Here is a 21,115-nt window from a genome sequence, read left to right as displayed (position 1 = left end):
CTACTGCACCACCGGCGTGAACTGCACCGGGAGCGCCGAAAGCCCCCGCATCCAGATCGACGGGCGCCAGGTCAGCTCCTCCGGCTCCACCGCGAGCACCAGGTCCGGCAGCCGCTCCAGCAGCGTCTCGACCGCGGTGCGCGCCATGACGTCCGCCAGCAGCGGGGACGGATAGGGGCAGCGGTGCTCGCCGTTGCTGAACGACAGGTGCGCGGCGTTCTCGGCGCCCACGTGCGCGTCCGGCCAGATGCCCGGATCGGTGTTGGCCGCGGCCAGCCCGAGCACCAGGCAGTCGCCCGCCCTGATCTGACGCCCGCCCAGCTGGGTGTCCCGCACGGCCCAGCGCCCGATGAAGTTCTGCGTCGGGGTGTCCAGCCACAGCACCTCGTTGAGCGCCTCGCCCACGCTGAGCCGGCCGCCGGACACGTTCACGGCGAACCGCTCGTCCGTGAGCAGCAGCCGCAGCGTGTTGCAGATCCAGTTCGCCGTCGGCTGCTGCGCCGCGGCGATCACCGAGATCAGGTCCTGGACGATCTCCTCGTCCGTGAGGTCCGCGGAGTCCAGCAGCATGCGCGAGGTGACGTCCGGGCCAGGGCTGACCCTCTTGTCCTTGACCAGCTGCCGCAGCCGCTCGCCCACGCGCCCGTACGCCGCCACCGGGTCGTCGCCCTCGGCCGCGTCCAGCGAGATCCGCAGGTCGTCGACGAGCTGCGCGGTGTCCTCGCCCGAGGTCGGCATCCCGCACATCTGCACCACGGCCCGCATCGGCAGGGCGTGCGCGTAGCTGCCCATCAGCTCGGCCCGGCCGCTGCCCGCGAACTCGGCGATCAGCTCGCCGGCGATCAGCCGGCAGTCACGGGCCAGTTCGAACTGGTCGACGCCCTCCAGCGCCTGAGTGATCACCCCGGCCCGCCGCCGGTGCTCCTCGCCCTCGGTGAACAGCACCGACGGCTGGTATCCGACGAACGGCAGCAGCGGCCAGTCCTCCGGGATGTTCTCCCACTGGTTCCAGCGCCGGGAGTCCCGCGCGAACAGCTCGTCGTGCCCGGTCACGTACGTGACCTCGGAGTAGCCCAGCACCAGCCAGGCGGGGACGTCCCCGTCGAGCAGCACCGGGGCGACCGCGCCGTGCTCGCGGCGCAGCGCGCGGTAGAGCTCCGCCGGGGTCTGCTGGTACTCCAGACCGCCCAGGCGCACCGCGCCGTCGTGGGCGGGGCAGCCCGGGGGTGCCGGGTGCGCGGAAGAGGGTCCGATGTCGGTCACGGTGTCGCCTCCTGGGCCAGGGCCAGTTCGTACAGGTGGTCCACGAGGGTGATCAGCACGTCCTTGCCGGACTGCCTGACCCGCGCGTCGCAGTCGATCAGCGGCACGTGTTCGGGCAGCGCGAGCGCCTTGCGTATCTCGTCCAGGGAGTACCGGGTGGTGTCGTCGTCGAAGCGGTTGACGGCCACCACGAACGGGGTGCGGTGGTGCTCCAGACGGTCGATCGCGTACCAGGACTCGTCCATCCGGCGCGTGTCCAGGAGCACGACGGCGCCCAGCGTGCCGGAGAACAGGCTGTCCCAGAGGAACCAGAAGCGCTCCTGGCCCGGCGCCCCGAACAGGTACAGCACCGTGCGCTCGTTGAGGCTGATCCGCCCGAAGTCGAAGGCGACCGTCGTGGTCGACTTCGCCGTCACCGCTCTGTTCTCGTCGACGCCGACGCCGGCCTGCGTCATCACCTCCTCGGTGTTCAGCGGCCTGATCTCGCTCACCGACCGGACCAGGGTCGTCTTGCCGACGCCGAATCCGCCCACGATGACGATCTTCAGGCCGGTCTCCGCCGCGGCGGTCAGTGGCGTGCGGTGGGAGGGCAGCTCAGAGGTTGCGGAGTCCATGGAGCACCTCCTTGAGAAGGGCGGAGTCGGGGAGCGAGGCGACGGACCGCGCCGCGCGCGGGTGGCGGGCGGTGATGCGGCCCGTGTCGAGCAGGTCGCCGAGGAGGATCCGCACCACCGTGATCGGCAGCCTCAGCTCCGCGGCGATCTCGACCACGGCCGTGGGGTGCCGGCAGATCTCCAGGATCCTGGCGTGCTCGGACTGCATCCCGGCCGTGGGCTGGCATTCGCTGACGATGAGGGTGACCAGGTCGAAGAACTCGTCGGCGCGGCTCCGCCCGCCCGTGACCGTGTAGAGCCGGTCCGGGTCGCCGATGTCGACGGGCTTACGTGTCACGAGGAGACACTTCCCGGGACGGGCGCCCGCGGGTCGGCCCGCAGGTGCTCGCCGATCTGCTCGACCAGCTCCGACATCTGGTGGCCCACCACGCCGGGGTCGGCGTCCTCCTCGGCGATGACCGCGAGATGCGCTCCGTCACCGGCCTCCACGATGAACAGCAGGCCCCCGTGGAACTCGGTCATGGAGTGCCGGACGCCACCGGTGCCGTCTCCGAACTCCACGGACGCGCCCTGGGCGAGGGCCTGGATGCCGGAACAGATCGCCGCGAGCTGGTCCGCCTGGTCCCCGGTCAGGTTCTCGGTCCAGCACAGCTTCAGGCCGTCCCGGGAGAGCGTGAGGGCGTGCCGGGTGCCGGGGGTGCGCTCCAGAAGGCTCTCAAGGAGCCAGGTGAGGCTGTTGTCGGTGGTCTGCATGGTGGGTGATGGGACGGTGGCGCGCGGCTGACCGGTCACCGGCCCGTTCCTCCAATCTCACGTTTCGAGCGGGGAAGTGGGCGCCGGGGCCCCGGGCGCCGAACGGGAAGGACTTGGGGGGATGTGCGGGACGTGGGGGACGTGGGGGGCGTGGGGGATGCGGGGGCCAGGGAGACGTGGGGGTCTGGGAGACGTGGGGCTACGGGGTGGTCGGCGGCTCGGACTCGGACTCCGTCCGGGCGTCGGGTTCGGACACGGTGCCGGGTGCGGGCACGGCCTCTGCTCCGGACCGGGCGCCGGTCGCGGGCGCGTCCTCCGCCCCGCCGTCGGACGCGGACCCGCCGTCGGATACGGACCCGGCACCGGATGCGGACCGGTCATCCGGTACGGCCGCCGTGCCGCCGCCGGACTGCCGCCCCCGGTGGAAGGCACCGAACCGGGCCCCCGCGTCGCGTGCCGGGCGCTGCTCAGGTGTGGTGCTCTCCGCCGCCTCCTGTGGCGCGGACCGGCGCTGCTCGCGGTCCCGTTCCGCCTCGGCCATGGTGCGGCCGGGGGTGCGCAGGGGCAGGCCGTTCAGCGTGGGGTCATCGGGGTGCCGGAACCGTCCGTGCTCCGTTGGCTCCGGCCGGGCGGCGGGCCGCTCCGCGGCGGCGGGGCGGTCGGCGGCCCGGGGCTCCGGGTCGGGCGGCGCGGCGGGGCCCGGCGTGTGCGCGGCCACGGCGGCGGCCCTGCGGCGGGGCACCTCGCGCGGCGCCGGGTCGCGCTGCTGGGCGAGCAGTTGCTGGGGCAGCAGGACGACGACACCGGTGCCGCCGCGTGACGAGGGGCGGTAGTTGACGCTGATGCCGTACTTCACCGCGAGCCGCCCGACCACGGCGAGGCCGAGCCGGGTGCTCTGCAACGAGGCGAGGTCGGTCATGCGGCCGGCCACCGCCTCCTCCGCGTGGCGCATCGCCGCGTCGGCCATCTTCAGGCCGCTGTCCTCGATGGTGACGACGACGCCGGCGCTGCGCTCCTCGACGTAGGCGTGCACCTCGTCGATGGGCGGCGAGAAGTTCGCGGCGTTGTCCATCAGCTCGGCGAGCAGGTGCATGACGTCCTCGGCGGCGAAGCCGGAGATCGCGGCCGTGGTGGAGCAGTGCAGGCGCACCCTCTGGTACGCGGCGATGCGGCCGACGGCGCCGCGCAGGATGCTCTCCATCACGATCGGCTTGTTCCAGGCGCGGCTGGAGCGGCCGCCCATGAGCAGCGCCAGCCGGTCGGTCATCAGGCCGAGCTGGGACGTGCTGTGGTCCAGCCTCAGCAGGTCGCCGAAGACCTCCTCGCCGTGCCGGTCCTGCATCCCCCGCAGGTCGGCGAGCATGCTGACGGCCTTGGCCTGGACGCGGCTCAGCGCCTTGGCGGAGGCGGCCTGGGCCGCGGCGGCACGGCGCTCGCTGCGGGCGAGTTCGCGGACGAAGGACTCGAACGGGACCCGGGCCACGCCCAGTTCGGGCAGGTCGAGTCCGGCGAGCACCCGGTCGGCGGACTGGCCCTCGCGCAGCAGGGCGACCGCGGCGGGCAGTGTCTCCCGCGTGAGCCGCTCCAGCTCGGTCACGGCCTGCTTCAGCTCCTGCTGGGCCTGCCGGCGCTCGCTGTCCAGGGCGGCCTCGTGCTGGGCGCCCTCCTCGACGGCGGCGGCGAAGGCGCCCGCGAGCTGCCGCAGTTGCGGGTCGGACGGCATCTGCGCGCTGCCCAGCGCGTCGGCGGCGCTCGTGCCGTCCCGCAACCGCTTGGTCAGGGAGGGCAGCGTCACGTTGAGCAGGTGCGCGGTCTGAGCCGACCACCTCGACGCCTGCGCCCTGAGGCCGTCGGCGGCCGAATCCTGGGCGGCTGCCGTGCGACGGGTCCGGCGGAGGGACCGGTGGACGGCGACGACGGCGACAGCCACGCACACCCAGGAGACCACCGCCACGGTCAGCGTCCAGGCGAGGGCGCCGGAGGGCGCCCAGACGATCGCCGCACCGGCGGCCGCGGCGCTCACCACCAGCAGGGTCAGGGGCGCGGCCTGCGAGGTATGCGGCACCCTCGCCGATCGGGGCTGGCTGGGCGGTGCAGGCACTGGCATTCCGCAGTTCCTCGGTCCGTGAGAGCAGGAGGACGGGGCGACCACACACGACGGCCGCGGGTCAGGAAGAGCCGCCAATCGGACGATCATCCTCCGACCGGTAGAGGGCACATGCTAGCCACTCTGCCGCGGTGTGGAGAATCGGATCGGCGGCATATTCCACCGGCGCGTCGCGAACCTACCACTCGCACCACACAGCTCCGTACAGAGAATTGACGGCGCATCAGAAACGGCATCGCAGACGCCATCGGAAACGGGACTCGGGAACGGGCTTCGGGAACGGGCTTCGGAAACGGGCTTCGGAAACGCAGGAACCGGGGGCGTCAGAGGAGCCCGGGGAAACCCCCGCCGCCCGCCCCCGGCCTCCGCGCCGGGGAGGAGTCCGGCCACGCCACGTCGTCGATCGCGAGCCACGGCGCTGCGGCCACGGCCGCGGGGGTGAGTCCGGTGAACGCCCGGACCTCGCGGTGGAGGTGGGACTGGTCGGCGTAGCCGCTCGCGGCGGCGACGCCCGCCGCGGCGTGACCCGCCACCAGAAGGCGCGCGGCGTGGTCGAACCGCACCAGCCGGGCGGCGCGCTTGGGCGTGATGCCGAGCTGGGACCGGAACCGGGACCACAGGCGCCCCCGGCTCCATCCGACCTCGTCCGCAAGGCGCTCGACCCGCACCCGCCCCCGGCCGGCGCCCATCCGCCGCCAGGCGTGCGCGACCTCCGGATCGACGGGCGGGCGGGCGGCCAGCCGCCGGCCGAGGAGGTCCACCGCGATGGCGAACCGCGCGTCCCACGACGCGGCGCGACGCAGCTCGTCCTCGACCCGCCCCGCGTCGCGGCCCCACACCTCCGCGAAGGGCACCACCGCGCCGCTGAGCTCCCACGAAGCGCCGAACACCGCGCCCGCCACCACCGGTTCCAGCCGGATCTGGAGGCAGTCGCCGGCTCCCCAGCCGGACGCCCGGAGATCGCCGGGGACGAGCCCGGCGACGACGCTGCCGCGCTCGCACCGGCCGTGGACGTCGTAGAGGATGCCCTCTGTCCCGCTCAGGTCCACGAGGAGGGTGACGGAGGGGTGCGCGACCATGGCGATGTCCACGGGTGCGGGGGTGCGCTGGCGGAACCCGGCCATGGTGATGCCCGGCAGCCGGCATGACGGGCCCGGGACGGCGATGTCCACCAGCGCCCAGTCGGGTGGTGCCCCGCTCGACAGCACCTGGCCAGTGTAGGTCGAGGGGACCATGGCGGCCCCTCAGCGGCCCGTCGCCGTGAAGCCCAGCAGCAGTTCGGCGGTCCTCTCGGGCGCTTCCAGCATCGGCAGGTGCCCCACGCCCGGCAGGAACTCGACCCGCGCGCCAGGCACCGCCTCGTACCGGTGCGCCGACTGCGGATCCCATCGGGGGTCGGCGGCGCCGAAGACCACCAGCAGCGGGACGCCGAGGGCGGCCAGGCGCTCGGGCAGGCTCCGTTCGGCGAGGTACGCGGAGTTCCGGCTCAGCACGGTCCTGAGCGACCGGTACGTGATGTCCCGCATGTCGGCGACCATGTCGTCCGGGATGTCCACCGGGCGGGCGGCCGTCGCCCTGATCCCGCCGCGGACCATCGCGTCCGAACGCGCCGGCCAGACGAGCGGGCCGAAGGGCGGGGCCAGCAGTACGCGGTGGATGAGCGGCTGCGGCAGCAGCGCGCCGGGACTCGGCCCGCTGCTGACCAGCGCGAGCGACGCCACCAGGCCGGGGCGCCGTTCGGCGAGCGCGGTGGCGACGTAGCCGCCGCTGGAGTGCCCGGCCACGGCGACGTGGCGCAGCCCGAGGTGGTCGAGGAGCGCCGCCGTCCGGTCCGCCTGCGCGGGCACGTCGTAGGACCGGGCGGGCGGGGACTGCCCGCACCCCGGCAGGTCGACCCGGATGACGTGGTGGCGGGCGGCGAGTGCGGGGACCACCGGGCCCCAGGTGCTGCCCGAGGCCCCCGACCCGTGGATGAGCAGAAGCGGCGGTGCCTGCCGCGGACCGTCGTGCACCACGTGCATCCCCTGCGCGTGCGGGGCGTCGTTTTCCGTCATGCCTGAATGGTGCGGGGGCCCTCGGCCGCGGGTCTTGGACAAATGTCGGGCGTGGAGCCGGCAGCCCCCGGGACGACCCACGGCCGAAGCAGGCGCCGCCCAAGCGGGCGCCGCCCTCACCGGCTCGTCGCCGCAGCGGGCGCCATCCTCACCGGCTGGCGGCCGAAACCGGACGCCACCCTCACCAGCCGGCGGCCGAAGCGGACGTCACCCCTCCTCGGCCGCGAGGGCCAGCACCTCGTCGTCGACCGTGCGGCGGTGCCGCAACTCGTCCTCCTTGGCCTTGCCGGGGCTCCACCGCCCGACCATCACGAAGATGAACGGGACGAACACCACCTGGCCCGCCGCGGTGACCCACCACCAGGTCTGCCACTGCCCCGGCCCGTCCTCGCCGGCCTTCAGCACCTCGGGGCCGTACTCCTGGAGGATCTTCAGCTGTGGCTGGGCCTTCCGCACGAGGGCGAGGCGGTCCGGCCCCACCTCGCGCGCGGCGCGTGCGGCCAGGTCGGACGGCACCGCGTTCGGCGGGTACTTGCCCAGCTGGTCGAAGAGATCCTGGTGGGCCTGGACGACCGCCAGCGCGGGTCCCGCCTCCTTCTGGGCCTCGGCGACCTGGGTCCCGTGCTCCACCAGCGGGGACGCGGAGGTGACGACCAGCGGGACGCAGGCGCTGGAGACGGCCACGACGATCCGGATGATCCAGCCCCAGACGGCGAGTCCGGTGGCGGTGGCCGCCGGGTTCCGCTTCTCGACGGTCTCCGTGAAACTCGCCATCCACGGCGCGTAGGTGACGCCCGAGAGCGCCCCGATGGCCACGAAGAGCCAGGCGAAGGTGTAGTAGCCGGTACCGTGGTGGGTCGCGAGGACGGCGAACGTCGACGTGGCCGCGATCGATCCGATGGCGCCGACCAGCATGAACGGTTTGCGCACGCGCAGGCGGTCGGAGATCAGCCCCGCGACGACGAGGGCGATGGCGTTGGATCCCCAGTACCAGTTGGCGAGCGCGTTGGTGCGCTGCTGGCTGTAGCCGAAGTTGGCGGAGAAGTAGACGACGAAGTTCCCCACCGCGGAGAAGTAGAGGAGCAGGAACACGCTGATGGCGATGGCCGATCCGACCACGTCCAGCCGCATCATCTGCCGCCACAGCCCGCCCGTCGGGCGCTCGGCGCCGGCGGCCTGCCGGGCGCGCGCCTCCACGAGCCGCCGGTCGTCCAGGCTGACCATGATCTGGTCGCGGAGGCCGGGCGTCAGCTCGCGCAGCCCGAACAGCGCGACGACGAACACGATCAGCCCGGCGATCCCGGAGTAGCGCAGCTCGTCCTGCCAGGTCGAGGACGAGAGGGTGCTGCTGGTCACGAGCGTGACCACGAGGCTGCCGAGCACCGGCCCCATGGTCCAGTACCCCATGGCCGTCGCCCGCCCGAGCTGCGGCGAGAAGTCGCGGATGAGCGCGGGCGTGGCGACCAGCACGACGCCCTCGACGAACCCGACCGCGGTGAACAGCAGGAGATAGGCCGTCTTGTCGGGCGCGTCCGGCATCCCCACGAGCAGCAGCAGGCCGGCGATCAGCAGACCCCAGACGACCAGGTTGGCCCGCCCCCACCGGTCGGCGAGCCCGGCGGCGAGCGAGGTGAAGGCGCCCACCGCGTTGCCGATCACGGACACCCACACGAAGTAGGTGTAGCTCATGTGGAAGTGGGTGATCACGGACGTGGCCACCGCGTACTGGACGTAGAGCTCGTAGTACAGGACGACCGTGGTCACCACCACGATCGCGAGGTACGCGTACCGGCGGCCCGCGCCGGGGTAGTGCTGCAGGTCCCTGCGCCAGAGCCAGGAGACGGCTCCCCGCGCGTCGGCCGCGGGGACGGAGCGCGGGTCTGTGCCGGCGGCCGGGGGCGGATGAGCGGGCATGCTGCCTCCTCAAGGAACCCGAGAACAGGCCGAACGGGGGCGCATGCGCGCCGTGGCCGTGTCGGGGTTACCAGAGGCTAGTACCGACTAGTCGGTATGGCCTAGATGCGTGCGCGGTCTCTTCGGGGCGGCAGGTGGCCTTCCAGCGCACCCGCTTGGACATGGACGCGCCCATCATGGCCCGGTGCGCCGCCGAGACTGCGGGCAGCCGGCGTCCGGGCGGGGCGGTGGCCCTCGACGCCGAGATGCTGCGGACGACGATCCGCGTGGCGTGCCGCACCCTCGTCACCGTCGACCCGCACGGTACGTCGGTCGCCGCGATGGCCGGGGCGATCCCCGAGCTGGTGCGGGGGCTCTTCAAGCGCACCGTCGTACCGCTGCCCTGGGTGCACCGGCTGCCGTTCCCCGGAAACCTCCGTTACCGGCGCTCCGAGCGAGCCCTTGCCGGGGCCATGGACGAGATCGTCGGGTACTACCGCGGTCTCGACACCCCACCGGACGACCTGCTCTCCCACATCATGGCTGCCGGCGACCCCGCCACGGGACGGGGCATGACGGAGGCGACGATCGTGCTCGCGGTGATCGCCTCACGCTGGCGCCTGCGGCCTGTGGGCAAACCCGCACCGGTCCGGCCGGCGGGCCCCCGCCCGCCGGCGGGACCGGTCGGCACAGCGCCCGGTCAGCCGCGGAGCGGGCGAGAGCGGACGTACTCGCCGCCCAGGGCCCGTAGAGCCGCGAACTTCGAGGGGCTCGCGGAACGGTGGAGCAGTGCGGGCATGTCGGCGCGGGCGGCCGCGCTGGTGAGCTCGTCCACGCGGATCATGAACCGGACCATGGGCCGGTTCGCGGCCGGCACCAGGTCGACCAGCGCCCGCGCGTCGGCGAGGGCGCGGTCGGTCCGGTCGAGCAGGCCGGCGATCAGCGCCCGGACTCCTGGGAGGTCGCGGGCCTGCTCCAGGTCGGCGCGGGTGACGTCGTGCTGCTTCAGGACCTGCTCGGGAATCGTCAGCCGGCCGCCCGCCAGGTCCTCGGCGAGGTCGTTGACGAAGTCGAGCCGCTGGCCGGCCTCGATGTACGTGCGGCAGGCGGCGCGGTAGGCGCTCTGGTCGCCGTCGGGACCGAGCAGGGTGGTCACGACCATGAAGGCGGGCAGCGAGTAGCCGTCCACGTAGCTCTGGTAGTCGGCCTCGGCCTGGAACCCGGTGAAGTCGAGGTCCGCGCCGGCCGCGGCAAGGTAGTCCACCACCCGGTCGCGCAGGACGGGGTGCGCGGAGACGGTGGCGAGAAGCGCGCGCAGTTCGGGGTGGTCGGACTCCCCGGCGCCCAGACCCCGCGCGACCTCCTCGCCCCACTGCTCGTAGGCGGCCGCGCGCCCCTCGACCGGGCCGCTGTCGAGCAGCGTGTCCGTGCGGTGCATGAAGGCGACGGCGGCGATCACGTGCGGGACCAGCCGCTCCGGCAGCAGCAGCCCGGCGGCCAGCACGACCTCCCGCTTGTACCGCACGACCTGCTCCCGCTGCCGGCCGTAGTCACCGCGCAGCCCGGGGTCGTGGATCCCCGCCGCGTCCAGCGCCCTGTCCCACCCGCGCACGCTTTCCCGCCTTTCCGCCAGGCCGACGGCCACCGCTCGTCCGAGCCTAGACGGGCGGGACGACGGTGAGATCGCCGAGGCGGACGAGGCACCGGGCGCGCCAACGCACGGCAACCACCTGCACATGGGCGACCCCGGCGGACACCGGCACCCGCTACCCCCGCACCCCCGGACCCCCGCACCCGCTCCTTTGACGCATAACGCCCTTGGACCGGCCCTGCGCTTCTGCGAACCTGCGCGATGTCGTCGCACCACGTCCGAGGAGGGCGAAGATGCCGGAAGCGGACCCTTCCGAGAACCCACCGCCGACGAGCCCACCGCCGACGCCCGCCGCGGAGTCGGGGAGCAGCGCGGCGCCGTCCACTCCCCCGTCCGGGCCGGGCCCCGGATCCACGCCCGCCTCCCTCGGGGACCTCGTGACGAGCGAGATCGCACCGGGTGCGGAAGGGTTGCCCCGCAGGGAGAGATGGAAGCGCGTCGGAGTCCGCTTCGGATGGATCGCGGTGGCCGCGGTGTGCGCGACGGTGTACGGAATCGCGACGGACTACATCAGCCTTCCCTGGACCGCCCGGCACGAGGCGTCCGTTCAGCACTCCATCGACCAGAAGGAACCGCCGTTCACGGCGAGGGTCCGGTACGAGCAGGACATGCCCATCGACAGCATCTACCTCTACGACCACACCCTGAGTGAGGCCCAGAAGAAGACCATCACCACCGGCTTCACCCACAGGCAGGACCCGCGGGCCTGGCAGCGGGCAGACGCTCTCCTCCACGGACCGGACGTCCATATCGTGGACGAGTCCTGGCGAGGAAGGGCGAAGGTGTACAGCGGGGCGGAGAACACGGTGTACGTCGACATCTACAGCGACCGGGAGAGCCAGCTCTCCATCGTCGACATGCACGCGAGGAAGGTCCACTGCCGGCCCGCCGCGGCGAAAGCCGTCGTGTACGCCGTGTCGGAGGGTGGAGGCCCCCGCGACGGCGTCTTCTTCGACCTCAACAAGGACAGTGCCTCCCCTCTCGTGATCGACGGCGACCGCCCCTACTTCAAGGACCACACGATCAATCTGGGCAAGAACACGACCCCTGGTGCGCTGCGGATAGAGGCCGCCATCAGGGACCAGGACTGCCAATGGGTGATAGACGCGACGTACAGCGATTCCAAGGGGACGTACAAAAGCGTCATCAAAGACGGCAAGAAGCCGTTCTTCACCCCCGCGGTCCCGGACCATCCCCAACAGGAACTGGTCGCCAACGCGGACGGCACCGTGCACGACTGCGAGACCGAGGAGAACGTCTACTGCCCGCGGTTGTCGGCGCCCTGACATCCTCGACCGCGCGGCCATACGGCTGTGCTGCCGTGCGGCCGTGTCGCGGCGCAGCACCGCGTCACCACGGGAACGCGTCCGAGTTCCGGAAAGAGATCACGCTGCCGCACCCGCCGGTGGTCCGCGGCGCCCTGAGCGCCGCCCGCCGCGGCTCGGCGCCCGTCAGGGACTCCACGCGCATGCGGTGCATCGGGAAGATGCCGTAGTCGACGCCGAGGGCGACCAGGAAGACGAGGGAGAGCAGGCCGAGACCGGGATCCGTCCCCTCGAAGCCGAGCAGGTGCCCGAACGCCAGCCCGCCGTCAGCGGCTGCCGCCGCCGGCGCCCTCGGCACCGTTGCCGACGATCGTCCACGGCCTCATCAGGTCGTTGTCCTCGTGTTCGAGGATGTGGCAGTGGTGGACGTACGTCGCCGGCAGCTCGGTGCCGCTGCCCGGGATGGACGCGATGGTGCCCGGCACGTCGAACGTCATGATGATCCTGGTCACCGTCGCCGGGTAGATCTTGACCGTGTCCTTGTAGGCCAAGTCCTCGTCCGGGTCCGGTGACGTGGGCGCACCGCTGAGGTACTTCTCCAGCACGGGCCTGTCCGCCGGCTTCCGGCCGCCCGCGAGCCATGTCTCGTAGTCCGCCTGGTAGGCGGTCGCGTCGAGCGACTGCCTGTTCACCACCTGGAAGTTGATCAGGTGGACGTGCATCGGGTGGCCCTCGTGCTGGAGGTCGATGTACTCCCAGATCTCGGTGGAGCCGTTCTCGATGACATCCTCGTTCGGAGCCATGAAGAGCAGCCCGTTGAGGGTGATGGTCTCGTTGACCACCTTCTGGTGGACGACGAACTCCCGCCGGCGCGTCCGCGGCGTCGGCACGATCGGTACGACCGCCGGCAGCCGGAGTGCCGCGGGCGGCGTCGACCTGTCCGCTCCCGACAGCCGCTCGGTCACCTGGAACCGCATGATCTCCGGGATCTCCGGACCGGTGCCGTCGGGGTAGTGGACCGGGGCGTCGAAGTTCTGGAGGGTGACGTTCGTGCCCAGGGGGACCTGGCCGAAGTCGACGATCACGTCGAACCGCTCGGCCGGCGAGGTCAGGATGCTCTCCAACCGCACCGGAGTGCGGTAGCCGCCGTCCGTGCCGATCACCCAGAACGGCAGGGTCGTGGCCCCGGCCTTGAACCGCAGCCGCCAGAACCGCTCGTTGGAGCCGTTGAGGATACGCAGCCGGTAGCGCCGCGGCTGGACGGCGAGGAGGGGGTACGCCTTTCCGTTGACGACGGCGGTGTCCGCGCCGTCGACCTCGGTCATGGTGTAGGCGAGCGACCCGTCCGCGTTGAACGTCCGGTCCTGGAGGACGAGCGGAACCTCGAACTCGCCCTCCGGCAGCCCGAGCCGCCTGTCGGCGGGGTCGCGGATGAGGCAGGCACCGGCCAGCCCCGCGTAGACGTTGAGGCTGGTGATCGCCATGGCGTGGTCGTGGTACCACAGCATGGCGGAGTTCTCGTGGTTGGTGTAGGCGTAGATCGCCTCGTTCGGCCTGACGCGCCCCGGGTCCAGCGTGGCGTAGTCCGGGCCGTGGACGCCCTAAGGGGTCCTTGCACTATGCCCGCCCGGCTCGCGCGGCCCGGCACCGCACCTCGCCGCGTTGCCGAAAAGCCCTGGTAGCTCCTCCCCCACTCTCGGCTTCGCGCGAGCGGGGGGACCCCCATCAAGGACTCTCCGGCGCCTTGCGATGCACGGCACCAGACCACGCGACCTGATCGGACGCTCATAGTGCAAGGACCCCTAAGGGCTGAACCAGTGCATGGGCAGACCGTCGGACTGCGGCGGTGTGAAGCCGCCGTGCTGTGCACGACGTTGAACACGTCCACACCCTCGGGAAGCTCCGTCATGCCGTTGTAGGGCGGCGGGGTGAGCTGGGGGTCCCCCGCGCGGATCAGGTCGACCACGGGCTGGAACAGATGGGTGGTCGGCAGCTCGGTGCGGTATTTGACGACGGAGGGATGGTCCTTCGTCGCGACGATGGTCGGCCCGAGATACCCCATGCCGGTCGGCTCGCGGGGGTCGTGGGGGTTCCTCGTCCAGTAACCCCACACGGTGGCCGGCCCGAGATCCCGGTGGAACCGCCACGTCCGCTGGAGCATCGTCATCTCGTAGTAGTCGGCACCCGGATACACGGACGGATCCGGGATGGCCGTCTTCAGCCTGGGCAGCGGATCGACGTACTTCCTCAGGGCCGGGGTCGTCGGCACCGCGGCGTCCGCGGACCGCGTACGGACCCGCGGCGGCGCGAAGGCCCGTGCCTGCTCGGCGCCCTGGGGAAGCAGCACGGCCGCGCCTGAAGCGGCGCCGGCCATGAGAAACCGCCTTCGTCCGAGATCCATCTTCTCCGGCTCTTTCCGCGCCCCCGGGCGACGCCCCCATGATGAGGAGCCGATTTGCGGTGTGCCGTCGCGCGCCGGTCCGCTCCGCCGTGATTCCACCCGTTGAGCCGATCGCGGAGTGGATTTCCAGCGCCCCGGGGAACGGGGTGCCGACAGGCCGGGGCAGCCCAGCGCGCGGGGCGGTACCCGTACCCGGTGATCGGCAGGGGCACCGCCGCGGAAGCGGCCCGGGCCGAGGCGGCCGGCAGGCCGAGCGGGGCGAGCCCGGCTGCCCACGCCACCGTGGTGGCCCCGCAGTACCCCCGGTCGGGGCGCGGTTACGGTGCGGTGCCGGCTGAACGCTCGCGTCCGATGTCGCTTTATCGGCAAATGTTGATTTTGCGCGATATAGAATTGTTCAGAAGTATGCCGTATGTCCACCACAGGAGTGGGTGATGAACGCGCCCGCGGGACGGCCGGACGACCAGGGGTTCTGCCTCCCCGCGCTCGCCACGGTCCTCGTGGACGGCACGGGGACGGTCGTGGGCTGCTCCCGCGAGGCCGCGCGGCTGCTCGGACGGCCGCCCGGCGAGGTGACCGGCCGTCCGGTGAGCGAGTTGCTCGCGGACGGCGCGCGATGGGGCCCGGATGACGGGGCGCCGGTGCCCCGGCCGGGCCACGGGCGGGCCGCGCTGCGGCACGCGGACGGCACGGGCGTGGACGTCGCCTTCCGGGTGGCGGCCACCGAGGGCACGGCGGGCGCCCAGGTGATCACCTTCGTTCCGGCCGAGACGGCCGTCGAGTGGGGACGGGGGGTGGCGCTGCTGCGCGCGCTGCTCGGCCAGCACCAGATCGGCGTCTTCCTGCGCAGGCCGGACCTCACCCTCGGACGCTCCAACATCACCTCGGGGATGTTCGGTGTCCCGGACATGCGGCCGGGCGACCGGGTCGCCGACGTCGGGTGGGTCCGGGACGTGGCCGAGGTGGAGGCGACCCTGAGGAACGTGCTCACGACCGGGGTGCCCAAGATCTCGCGGCAGCACCGGTGGCGCTCCGGGGAGACCCCGCCGCGGGATCGCACGGTCTCGGTGTCCTCGTTCCGCATGGAGGACGCACGGGGTGAGCCGTCCGGGGTCGTCGTCATCGTGGAGGACGTCACCGAGCAGGAGCGGATCCGCCAGCAGCGGGAGCTGCTGCACAGCGCGGCGACCCGGATCGGCTTCTCGCTGGACGTCCGCCGCACCGCCCAGGCGCTCGCCGACGTCGTCAACGAGATCGCCGACATGGCGAGCGTCGACATCACCCGGCCGGTGCTCGCCGGGGACGAGCTCGCCTCCCCCTTCCCCGGCGAGGACGCCCCCCTGGTACGCGCCGCCATCGCCACGCACGGCCCATGGCCCGAGGCGATGCTGGGCGTCGGGGAGACGTTCCCCGCCCTGCCGGACACCCCTCAGGTCCGGGACATCTTCCGGGACCGTCCCGTCCTGCTGAGCAGGCAGGAGATCATCGGCAACCTGCTGGGGGACGAAGAGCTGGTGCGGCTGCTGGTGCCCGAGGACGCGCAACAGGTGCTGGTGTCGCCGCTGTTCGCGCGGGGGCTGATGCTCGGCGCCGTCACCGCCTGGCGGACCGCGGACTCGCCCGCGTTCGGCGACAAGGAGTCACGGCTCCTCGGCGAGATCGCCTCCCGTGCGGCCCTCGGCATCGACAACGCCCGCCGGTACGCCTACGAGCACCGGGCCGCGGTCGGCCTCCAGGAGCGGCTGCTGCCGCGGGCGGTCACCGATGTGACGGCGGCGCACACGGTGGGGGCCTACGCACCGGCAGGTGGCGGCACGGGTGTCGGCGGGGACTGGTTCGACGTCATCGAACTGCCCTCGCTGCGCGTCGCCTTCGTCGTCGGCGACGTCGTCGGCCACGGCCTGCCCGCCGCCGCCGGCATGGGCCGCCTGCGCACCTCCGTACAGAACTTCGCCATCCTCGAACTCGACCCCGCCGAAGTCCTCGGCCACATGGAAGACCTCGTCCAACGACTCGCCGCCGAAACACCCACCAACCGCAGCGACACCAGCGGCGCCACCTGCCTCTACGCCGTCTACGACCCCACCACCCGCCAATGCACCTTCGCCAGCGCAGGACAACCCGCACCCCTGTTCGTACGACCCGACGGCACCACCGAACAACTCGACGTCCCACCAGGACCACCCCTCGGCGTCGGCGGCATGCCCTACGAATCCACCACCCTCACCCTCGAACCCGGCGGCATCCTCGCCCTCTTCACCGACGGACTCCTCGAACTCGACCCCTACGCCAACGGAGACGGGCAGCGGAGCGTGGAACGGCGCCTCGCGGAGCTGTACCGGGAGGGGCGCTCGCTGGAGGCGATGGGCGACGACCTGCTCGCCGGCGCCGTCCGCTCCGAGCCCCGTGACGACATCGCCGTCCTGCTGGCCAGGGTCAACGCCGTCGACCCCGGCTCCGTCGCCGTCTGGGAGTTCCCCGCCGAGGCCGGCTCGGTCGCCGAGGCCCGGACCGCCGTCATCGGGCAGCTGGAGGCCTGGGACCTCACCCACCTGGTCTTCACCACCGAACTGGTCGTCAGCGAGCTCGTCACCAACGCCGTCCGCTACGCCTGGGCCCCCATCCGCGTCCGCCTCCTGCGCGACCAGGTCCTCATCTGCGAGGTCAGCGACCCCAGCAACACCCAACCACGGCTGATCCGGGCCGAGGCCACGGACGAGGGCGGCCGGGGACTCTTCATCGTCGCCCAGTGCACCACCCGCTGGGGCGCCCGCTACACCAGCCAGGGCAAGACCATCTGGACCGAACAGCCCCTGGACGCCGCCGAGAGCCCGCTCATCTCGCTCCCCGAGCTCTAGGTCATCTCCAGCCCCTCGTCCGGATCATGCGGGCTCGCGGGGCCCGGGGCGCCGCGCGAACGTCACCCCGGGGCGAGGCGGAAGACGGGCCAGCCGATCTCGGTGCGCCACGCGGCCGGGTCCGGGTCGTCGCGGGGGGCCACGAGGTAGGTCTCGTGAACGGGGCCGTCCACGGCGAGCGCCTGCTCCACGACCCAGGCGCCGAGCCGGCCGTAGGTGACGTCGATGTCGTCGTGCGGCCCGCGGTGGACGGTGACCGCGAGTTCGACGGCCGGCAGGTCCACGGGCCCGACCCGTCCGCGGGCCGGAGGGTCGGCGACGGGCCGGTGGACCAGCACGGCTCCCCGCCCGCCCGTGAACAGCTCGTTGGCGTAGCGCCCGCCCGGCGGGCCGAGCCGCCGGTGCCCGGCGACCGCGGCGTCCAGCTCGGCCATGGCGTCGGTGTACCAGTCGAGCACGTCGTCGTGGTCGACGACGCCCTCGACCGCGGCGACCGTCCTGGCGGGTACCGCGCGCAGTCGCACGTCGAGTTCCCCGGTGTCGGGGCGCAGCAGTTGCCGCAGGGAGGCGACGGTGGCCCGGGTGCGCTCCAGCTCGGCCTCCAGCCGCGCCACGTGCCCGCCGATCAGGCCGGCCCTCTCGCCGGCGTCCTCGGTGGCGAGGATCTTGCGGACGTCGATCAGCGGCACGTCGAGCAGGCGCAGGCGGTGGATGACCTGGGCGGTGGGGATCTGCTCGCCGGTGTAGTAGCGGTACCCGGTGGCGGGATCGACGGAGGCGGGCTCCAGCAGTCCGGACTCGTGGTAGCGCCGCAGGGTGCGCACGCTCAGCTTCGTCAGCTGCGCGAACTCGCCGATCGTCAGGCCACGGACCACGCCTCCACTCTGCACCCCGCCCTCCGGAGGGTCCAGCGGGGCCCGTGCTGGTGGGCGCTTGACCCTCTCCCCGCGGGAGACTCCACGGTGGACACATGGACACGATCTCTACGCCGGGTCAGGCGTCATGACCCTCAGCGAGCGGCTGGACGGCCGCCGGGCCCTGGTCACCGGTGCCAGCAAGGGCACCGGAGCCGCCATCGGGGCCCGCCTGCGCGAAGCCGGTGCGACGGTGCTCGGGGTGGCCCGGGCGATACCCGCCGGCCACCCCGATCCGGACCTGTTCGTCACCGCCGACCTGTCCGCCCCGGACGGCGCCGCGGCCGTCGCGGACCGGGTCCGCAGCCGGGTCGGAGGTGTGGACATCGTGGTGCACACCCTCGGCGGCTCGGACTCCTCCCCGGGCGGCTTCGCCGCGCTCAGCGAGGACCGCTGGGACGCCGAGCTCCAGCTCAACCTGCTGGCCGCGGTGCGCCTCGACCGGCTGCTGCTTCCCGGCATGATCGAGGCCGGCGGCGGCGCCGTGGTGCACGTCTCCTCCATCCAGCGCCGCCTGCCGCTGTACGAGGCGACGCTCGGCTACGCGGCGGCCAAGGCGGCGCTCACGACGTACAGCAAGGGCCTGGCCAACGAGCTCGGCCCGCACGGCGTCCGCGTCAACACCGTCTCCCCCGGGTTCATCCGCACCGCGGGCGCCGAGGGCCTGGTCAGCCGCATCGCCACCACCGGCCGGGTCTCCCGCGAGGAGGCCCTGGCGCAGCTCATGGACTCCCTCGGCGGCATCCCGCTCGGCCGCCCCGCCGAACCCGAGGAGGTCGCCGAGCTGGTCGCGTTCCTCGTCTCGGACCGCGCCGCGTCCATCACCGGCGCCGAGCACACCATCGACGGCGGCACCGTGCCGACCGTCGGCTGACCGGCCACACACCCGGCCACACACCCGGCCGCACAGCCGAACCCGCAACGGAAAGGACCCACACCATGAACGCGCCGAACCGACCCGAGGCGATCGACACCGCCACGCTGCCCGAGGCGGTCACCGCCTACCTGGCCGCCCACGCGACCCGCGACCCGGACGCGACCGCCGCCTGCTGCACCGAGGACGCCGTGGTCGTCGACGAGGGCCACACCTACCGGGGGAAGGACGAGATCCGAGCGTGGCGGGCCCGCACCGCGTCCGCGTACACCTACACGAGCGAACTCGTCGCGGCCGAGCGGGTCGACGACGAGCACTACGTGACCGTGCACCACCTCGAAGGCGACTTCCCCGGCGGCACCGTCGACCTCCGCTTCCGGTTCACCCTGCGCGACGGCCGGGTGGCCGGGCTCGTCATCGAACCCTGACCGGTGGGGAGCGAGCCTGCCCGGCCGCCCCCACCGGCTCGGTCAGCCCCCACCGGCTCGGTCAGGTGCCGTCCACCAGGCCACGATCCCGGTCAGGCGCAGTCCACCACCAGACCCACGAACCCGGCCGGACGCCACCCGCCAGGCCGCGAGCCCCGTCAGGTGCCCTCCATCAGACCCACGAACATCGTCCGGCGCAGCACCTCGACATGGCGCCGCGCGATGTCGCCCGCGGCCGCCGGGTCACCGCGGCGGATGGCGGCGACCAGGGCCCGGTGCTCGTCGTTGGACTCGCGGAGCGTGTCCAACGGGTAGGGCAGGTAGTAGCGGTAGAGGTCGCGCAGGACGGCGCCGTAGGGTTCGGCGGCCGAGGGGACGCCGACCGCGCCGGCCACGGCGAGGTGGAACCGCTCGTCGCAGCCGTGGAAATCGGCCCAGCTCGGCGCCCGGTCCATCTCCTCGACGAGCCGGTCGAGGCGATCGACGGCGTCCGGGTCCCCGTGCGTGGCCGCCAGGTGCGCGATGCCGCATTCGAGGACGAGCCGGTGGTCGATCAGGCGGTGCACGTCGGCGCTCGCCGAGCGGTAGACCTGCGCCGCACCCACCGTCCCCCTCGTGGGCCGCTCGGCGACCAGAGTGCCGCCGGTGCGGCCCCGCCTGCGTTCCAGCAGGCCTTCCCCGTGCAGCGAGGCGAGCGCGCGGCGGACGGTGATCTCCCCGACGCCGAGTGCCGCGGCGATCCGGTCCGTCGCGGGGAGCCGTTCCCCGGGGGCCAGCAAACCCAGATCGATGGCGAGCGCGATGCGGGCGCGGACCGTGTCCAGCGCCGAGAGCCGCCGGATACCGGTGAGGGGAGCGGCGGTCAGGCCGGGGAGAGCCGCCTCGGATGCGCCGGCCTCGACCGGCTGCGTCTCGCGGTGTCCAGGCATGGACCCACTGTAGCCCGGAAAAGATCTCACAATGAGCACTATTGAATAAGGTCTCATATTGCTCTAATTTGAGGCCACCGCGGCGGCTCCCCGGCCACCGGCCCGTTCCGCCGGCTTCGGCAGCTCCCCCAGCTCCGGCCGTCGCGGGTTCAGGAAGAACAGGTGGTCCCCGTCGTGTCCCGCCCCTTGCCCGTCGCGCTCGCCCAGGCGCCCCCTCGCCCGGCCGCGGCGCCGCTGTCCGGCTTCGCCGAGGAGGTCGAGGACCTGGTCGGGCGGTTCCCGGGCACCCGCATGGTGGTCTATCCCGAGCTCCACCTGTGCGGCGTCGAGGGCCCTCGCGGCGAGAGCGAGAAGCAGCTCCAGGACGCGGCCGAACCGCTCGACGGGCGCCGGTCCGGGCAGCTCGGCGAGCTCGCCGGAGACCTGGGCATCTGGCTGGTGCCGGGCAGCGTGTGCGAGCGCGGCGAGGGCGGCGAGCTGTTCAACACCGCCCTGGCCTTCTCCCCCGAGGGCCGGCTCGCGGCCTCGTACCGCAAGGTCTTCCCGTGGCGTCCCTACGAGCCGTACGACCCCGGCGACCGGTTCGTCGTCGCCGACCTGCCCGGCACCGGCCGGGTCGGCTTCGCGATCTGCTACGACGCCTGGTTCCCGGAGGTCGCCCGCCACCTGGCGTGGATGGGTGCCGAGGTGATCGTCAACCCGGTCATGACCACCACCGCGGACCGCGCCCAGGAACTGGTCCTGGCCCGCGCCAACGCCATCGTCAACCAGGTCTTCGTGGCCAGCGTGAACACCGCGGGCCCCCTCGGCACCGGCCGCAGCCTGGTCGTGGACCCGGAGGGACGGATCCGCGTCGAGGCCGCCGGCGGCGAGCCCACCGTCCTCACCGACGTCCTGGACCTGGACGACGTCACGCGCGTACGGACCTTCGGCACCGCCGGCCTGAACCGCATGTGGGACCAGTTCACCGAGGCCGACGCCCCCGTGGAACTCCCCATGTACGGCGGGCGCATCGACCCCCGCCGCTGGAACCCCGCCCGCCGCACGGGGCCTCCGGGCGACCCGGCGCCCGCGGGCGACCCGGCCGGCTGACCCCGCCACCACTGCCCCG

The 21,115-nt window shown here is 72.8% G+C and carries 17 protein-coding genes and 1 pseudogene; 5 read left to right on the top strand and 13 right to left on the bottom strand.

The window, feature by feature from the left end; translation table 11 throughout:
* From Sm713_RS05600 to Sm713_RS05560, 9 genes are all read right to left on the bottom strand, one after another.
* Complete coding sequence (locus Sm713_RS05600) at window positions 1-1,263, bottom strand: cytochrome P450 (RefSeq protein WP_212908553.1); 1,263 nt, start codon at window positions 1,261-1,263, stop codon at window positions 1-3.
* On the bottom strand, window positions 1,260-1,877 hold the full coding sequence (locus Sm713_RS05595; protein ID WP_212908552.1) for an ATP/GTP-binding protein: 618 nt from the start codon (window positions 1,875-1,877) through the stop codon (window positions 1,260-1,262). The genes Sm713_RS05600 and Sm713_RS05595 overlap by 4 nt, the downstream gene beginning before the upstream one ends.
* Entirely contained in the window at window positions 1,858-2,214 is a 357-nt protein-coding gene (locus tag Sm713_RS05590) for a DUF742 domain-containing protein (protein ID WP_212908551.1), read from the bottom strand. Before Sm713_RS05590 ends, Sm713_RS05595 begins: the two co-directional genes overlap by 20 nt.
* Window positions 2,211-2,630 carry a roadblock/LC7 domain-containing protein gene (locus Sm713_RS05585; protein WP_212908550.1) on the bottom strand — a complete coding sequence of 140 codons (420 nt, stop codon included), beginning with the start codon at window positions 2,628-2,630 and terminating at the stop codon, window positions 2,211-2,213. The genes Sm713_RS05590 and Sm713_RS05585 overlap by 4 nt, the downstream gene beginning before the upstream one ends.
* Window positions 2,631-2,829: 199 nt before the next feature.
* Window positions 2,830-4,737: an ATP-binding protein gene (locus Sm713_RS05580; protein ID WP_212908549.1), complete on the bottom strand. Its 1,908-nt coding sequence runs from the start codon at window positions 4,735-4,737 to the stop codon at window positions 2,830-2,832.
* Window positions 4,738-5,060: 323 nt separating this feature from the next.
* Entirely contained in the window at window positions 5,061-5,972 is a 912-nt protein-coding gene (locus Sm713_RS05575) for an AraC family transcriptional regulator (RefSeq protein WP_249416115.1), read from the bottom strand.
* Between the two features lie 9 nt (window positions 5,973-5,981).
* The gene (locus tag Sm713_RS05570) at window positions 5,982-6,791 is read right to left on the bottom strand and encodes an alpha/beta fold hydrolase (protein ID WP_249416114.1); all 810 of its coding nucleotides are present in this window, start codon (window positions 6,789-6,791) and stop codon (window positions 5,982-5,984) included.
* Window positions 6,792-6,998: 207 nt separating this feature from the next.
* Window positions 6,999-8,705 carry an MFS transporter gene (locus Sm713_RS05565; RefSeq protein WP_212908548.1) on the bottom strand — a complete coding sequence of 569 codons (1,707 nt, stop codon included), beginning with the start codon at window positions 8,703-8,705 and terminating at the stop codon, window positions 6,999-7,001.
* Window positions 8,706-9,384: 679 nt separating this feature from the next.
* The gene (locus tag Sm713_RS05560; protein WP_212908547.1) at window positions 9,385-10,296 is read right to left on the bottom strand and encodes a squalene/phytoene synthase family protein; all 912 of its coding nucleotides are present in this window, start codon (window positions 10,294-10,296) and stop codon (window positions 9,385-9,387) included.
* A gap of 272 nt (window positions 10,297-10,568) precedes the next feature.
* Between Sm713_RS05560 and Sm713_RS05555 the strand changes: the two genes are divergently transcribed.
* Window positions 10,569-11,621 (top strand): hypothetical protein, encoded by a 1,053-nt coding sequence (locus tag Sm713_RS05555; RefSeq protein WP_212908546.1) that lies wholly within the window; start codon window positions 10,569-10,571, stop codon window positions 11,619-11,621.
* Window positions 11,622-11,733: 112 nt separating this feature from the next.
* Here the strand turns inward: Sm713_RS05555 and Sm713_RS05550 are convergent.
* Window positions 11,734-11,940: pseudogene (locus tag Sm713_RS05550) on the bottom strand (MMPL family transporter); the annotation flags it as partial.
* Entirely contained in the window at window positions 11,927-13,084 is a 1,158-nt protein-coding gene (locus Sm713_RS05545) for a multicopper oxidase family protein (RefSeq protein ID WP_374196030.1), read from the bottom strand. The pseudogene Sm713_RS05550 and the gene Sm713_RS05545, both read right to left, overlap by 14 nt.
* A 1,351-nt stretch (window positions 13,085-14,435) precedes the next feature.
* On the opposite strand from Sm713_RS05545, the gene Sm713_RS05540 reads away from it, so the two are divergent.
* The gene (locus Sm713_RS05540; protein ID WP_212908544.1) at window positions 14,436-16,859 is read left to right on the top strand and encodes a SpoIIE family protein phosphatase; all 2,424 of its coding nucleotides are present in this window, start codon (window positions 14,436-14,438) and stop codon (window positions 16,857-16,859) included.
* A 62-nt stretch (window positions 16,860-16,921) separates the two neighbouring features.
* Here the strand turns inward: Sm713_RS05540 and Sm713_RS05535 are convergent, their stop codons facing one another.
* Window positions 16,922-17,734: a MerR family transcriptional regulator gene (locus tag Sm713_RS05535; RefSeq protein WP_212908543.1), complete on the bottom strand. Its 813-nt coding sequence runs from the start codon at window positions 17,732-17,734 to the stop codon at window positions 16,922-16,924.
* A gap of 127 nt (window positions 17,735-17,861) precedes the next feature.
* On the opposite strand from Sm713_RS05535, the gene Sm713_RS05530 reads away from it, so the two are divergent.
* Both Sm713_RS05530 and Sm713_RS05525 read left to right on the top strand, forming a co-directional pair.
* Complete coding sequence (locus Sm713_RS05530) at window positions 17,862-18,647, top strand: SDR family oxidoreductase (protein ID WP_212908542.1); 786 nt, start codon at window positions 17,862-17,864, stop codon at window positions 18,645-18,647.
* A 65-nt stretch (window positions 18,648-18,712) separates the two neighbouring features.
* On the top strand, window positions 18,713-19,075 hold the full coding sequence (locus Sm713_RS05525; protein WP_212908541.1) for a nuclear transport factor 2 family protein: 363 nt from the start codon (window positions 18,713-18,715) through the stop codon (window positions 19,073-19,075).
* 158 nt (window positions 19,076-19,233) lie between these two features.
* On the opposite strand, the gene Sm713_RS05520 is transcribed toward Sm713_RS05525, so the two are convergent.
* On the bottom strand, window positions 19,234-20,004 hold the full coding sequence (locus Sm713_RS05520; RefSeq protein ID WP_212908540.1) for a FadR/GntR family transcriptional regulator: 771 nt from the start codon (window positions 20,002-20,004) through the stop codon (window positions 19,234-19,236).
* A 174-nt stretch (window positions 20,005-20,178) separates the two neighbouring features.
* On the opposite strand from Sm713_RS05520, the gene Sm713_RS05515 reads away from it, so the two are divergent.
* A complete protein-coding gene (locus tag Sm713_RS05515; protein WP_212908539.1) occupies window positions 20,179-21,096 on the top strand; it encodes a carbon-nitrogen hydrolase family protein in 918 nt (305 codons plus the stop codon).
* The last annotated feature ends 19 nt before the right edge of the window (window positions 21,097-21,115 follow it).

The sequence above is a fragment of the Streptomyces sp. TS71-3 genome, assembly GCF_018327685.1.
Lineage (GTDB): Bacteria > Actinomycetota > Actinomycetes > Streptomycetales > Streptomycetaceae > Streptomyces.
This window is presented reverse-complemented; position numbering and strand designations above follow the sequence as displayed.

Excerpts from the sequence above, each read along its gene's own strand:
- Sm713_RS05595 (WP_212908552.1), bottom strand. The coding sequence starts at position 1,877 with ATGGACTCCGCAACCTCTGAGCTGCCCTCCCACCGCACGCCACTGACC.
- Sm713_RS05585 (WP_212908550.1), bottom strand. The coding sequence starts at position 2,630 with ATGCAGACCACCGACAACAGCCTCACCTGGCTCCTTGAGAGCCTTCTG.
- Sm713_RS05580 (WP_212908549.1), bottom strand. The coding sequence starts at position 4,737 with ATGCCAGTGCCTGCACCGCCCAGCCAGCCCCGATCGGCGAGGGTGCCG.
- Sm713_RS05575 (WP_249416115.1), bottom strand. The coding sequence starts at position 5,972 with ATGGTCCCCTCGACCTACACTGGCCAGGTGCTGTCGAGCGGGGCACCA.
- Sm713_RS05570 (WP_249416114.1), bottom strand. The coding sequence starts at position 6,791 with ATGACGGAAAACGACGCCCCGCACGCGCAGGGGATGCACGTGGTGCAC.
- Sm713_RS05565 (WP_212908548.1), bottom strand. The coding sequence starts at position 8,705 with ATGCCCGCTCATCCGCCCCCGGCCGCCGGCACAGACCCGCGCTCCGTC.
- Sm713_RS05555 (WP_212908546.1), top strand. The coding sequence starts at position 10,569 with ATGCCGGAAGCGGACCCTTCCGAGAACCCACCGCCGACGAGCCCACCG.
- Sm713_RS05545 (WP_374196030.1), bottom strand. The coding sequence starts at position 13,084 with ATGGCGATCACCAGCCTCAACGTCTACGCGGGGCTGGCCGGTGCCTGC.
- Sm713_RS05540 (WP_212908544.1), top strand. The coding sequence starts at position 14,436 with ATGAACGCGCCCGCGGGACGGCCGGACGACCAGGGGTTCTGCCTCCCC.
- Sm713_RS05530 (WP_212908542.1), top strand. The coding sequence starts at position 17,862 with ATGACCCTCAGCGAGCGGCTGGACGGCCGCCGGGCCCTGGTCACCGGT.
- Sm713_RS05525 (WP_212908541.1), top strand. The coding sequence starts at position 18,713 with ATGAACGCGCCGAACCGACCCGAGGCGATCGACACCGCCACGCTGCCC.
- Sm713_RS05520 (WP_212908540.1), bottom strand. The coding sequence starts at position 20,004 with ATGCCTGGACACCGCGAGACGCAGCCGGTCGAGGCCGGCGCATCCGAG.